The 1,691-nt window shown below is 58.8% G+C and carries 1 protein-coding gene; it reads left to right on the forward strand.

The features are described from left to right. Nucleotides 1–166 precede the first annotated feature (166 nt). Nucleotides 167–1,567 carry a phosphoglucomutase/phosphomannomutase family protein gene (locus tag DW233_RS10040; RefSeq protein WP_055252637.1) on the forward strand — a complete coding sequence of 467 codons (1,401 nt, stop codon included), beginning with the start codon at nucleotides 167–169 and terminating at the stop codon, nucleotides 1,565–1,567. Nucleotides 1,568–1,691 lie beyond the last annotated feature (124 nt).

The following is a 1,691-nucleotide window of genomic DNA, read 5'->3' on the forward strand; positions in this document are numbered from 1 at the left end:
ATACCCTAAGAGCAAACCACCCTTTTTAAGGGTGGTTCTGATTTTGCTTGCATGTCCTCGGCAGCATTTGCCCAAATGGTGAATGCTGGTGCCGGCAGGTTGCCGAGTGTGTATCGCGGGTATACCTCATGCGTACCATGATCCAAACACTGTGAGGTGTCTGCGCGTGTGCGCGATAATTCATTTTGGAACTGACGGTTGGCGCGCTCGCGTCGATGAGGACTTCACTGCCGATAACGTTGCCCGTATCGCCGATGCCGTCGGCGAGTTGTGGCAAAAGACCAATCCGGGCAAAACAGTATATATAGGGTTCGACACTCGGCCCCTGGCGCGCGAGTTCGCTGAGCTTGCGGCGGGTGTGCTAGCAGCGCACGGGCTAGACGCCGTGCTCGCTTCGCGACCTGTTCCGACCCCTGCTCTTACGTGGGCGGCGGCTTATGACGGTGAGGCGTGCGGCGCGCTCATGGTGACGGGGTCCCATCATCCGCAGGGTTATCTGTGTCTCAAGATTCGCATGGGTGACGGCTCGACCGCCAACCAGGATGTCATCGAAGAGCTCGAAGAGACCATGGCTCCCGAGCCAATGGGGATCGAGGGGCAATATCGCACCGCGGATATCATTCCTGACTATATGCAAGCGGTGGCATCGTTTGTCGATGCCGAAGCCATCCGCGCCGCGCACCTGCGCGTGGTTGTTGACCCCATGGGCGGCGCAGCCCAGGGCTATCTAGCCGACTTGCTGCGCGAGCTTGGCGTTGAGGTGCACGAGATTCACGCCGGGCAGGCGCCTGACCAAGAAGATATCTGTCCCGACCCCGTTGAGCCGTGGGTGGACGCTTGCGAGCATACGGTTATCGAGGACGGAGCTTGCGCTGGCCTGGTGACCGACGGCGACGCCGACCGTATCGGCGCGGTTGACGAGCGCGGCAGATATATACATCCGCATCAGATCATGGCGCTCGTTTTGGGCGACTTGGTTCAATTTCGTAATTTGGAGGGGCGCGTCGTCGTCAATCTTTCGTGCTCGACGCTCGTGCGTCGCATTGCCGAGGCGCTTGGCTGCCGCGTGACCGTCAAACCAGTCGGTTTCAAATATATAGCGGCGGAGATGAAGAAGGGCGGCGTCCTCATGGGCGGCGAAGAAGCCGGTGGTATCGGCATCGCCGCGCATATGCCCGAGCGCGATGGAATCCTCGCCTGTCTGATTCTGTGTGAGCTTATGGCAAAGACGGACGCGCCTTTGGGCGTTCTGGTCGACCAACTCGAGGACAGTTTTGGTAAGACGAGTTACGGTCGACGCGATTTGCGCCTTGAGGCCGAAGATGCCGAAACGTTACGAACGCTGCTGCCGGGCGTAAACCCCAAGTCGATTTGTGGCAAGGTGCCGCAAAACGTTAGTCATATGGATGGCTTGCGTTTGGCATTCGAGGATGACACGTGGCTGCTGGTCCGTCCTAGCGGGACCGAACCAGTGGTGCGCGTCTACGCCGAGGGGTTCTCGGTGGAAGAACGTGATGAGTTGCTCGATGCTGGCTGTGCTTTAGCTAGGGGAACGTATCCGCTTTAACCATGAGACTGCCTTATATAAAGAGATGCTCGGCGAGCGGTAGTTAACGGCTGGCAAACGTTAGTCGGATTCCAAACTGTGTAGGAAATGTGTACGCCCAGATTCCCGCCCCCGGCGCCCCTCC

The sequence above is a fragment of the Collinsella sp. AM20-15AC genome, from assembly GCF_003471405.1.
In the GTDB taxonomy this organism is placed as follows: Bacteria; Actinomycetota; Coriobacteriia; order Coriobacteriales; family Coriobacteriaceae; genus Collinsella.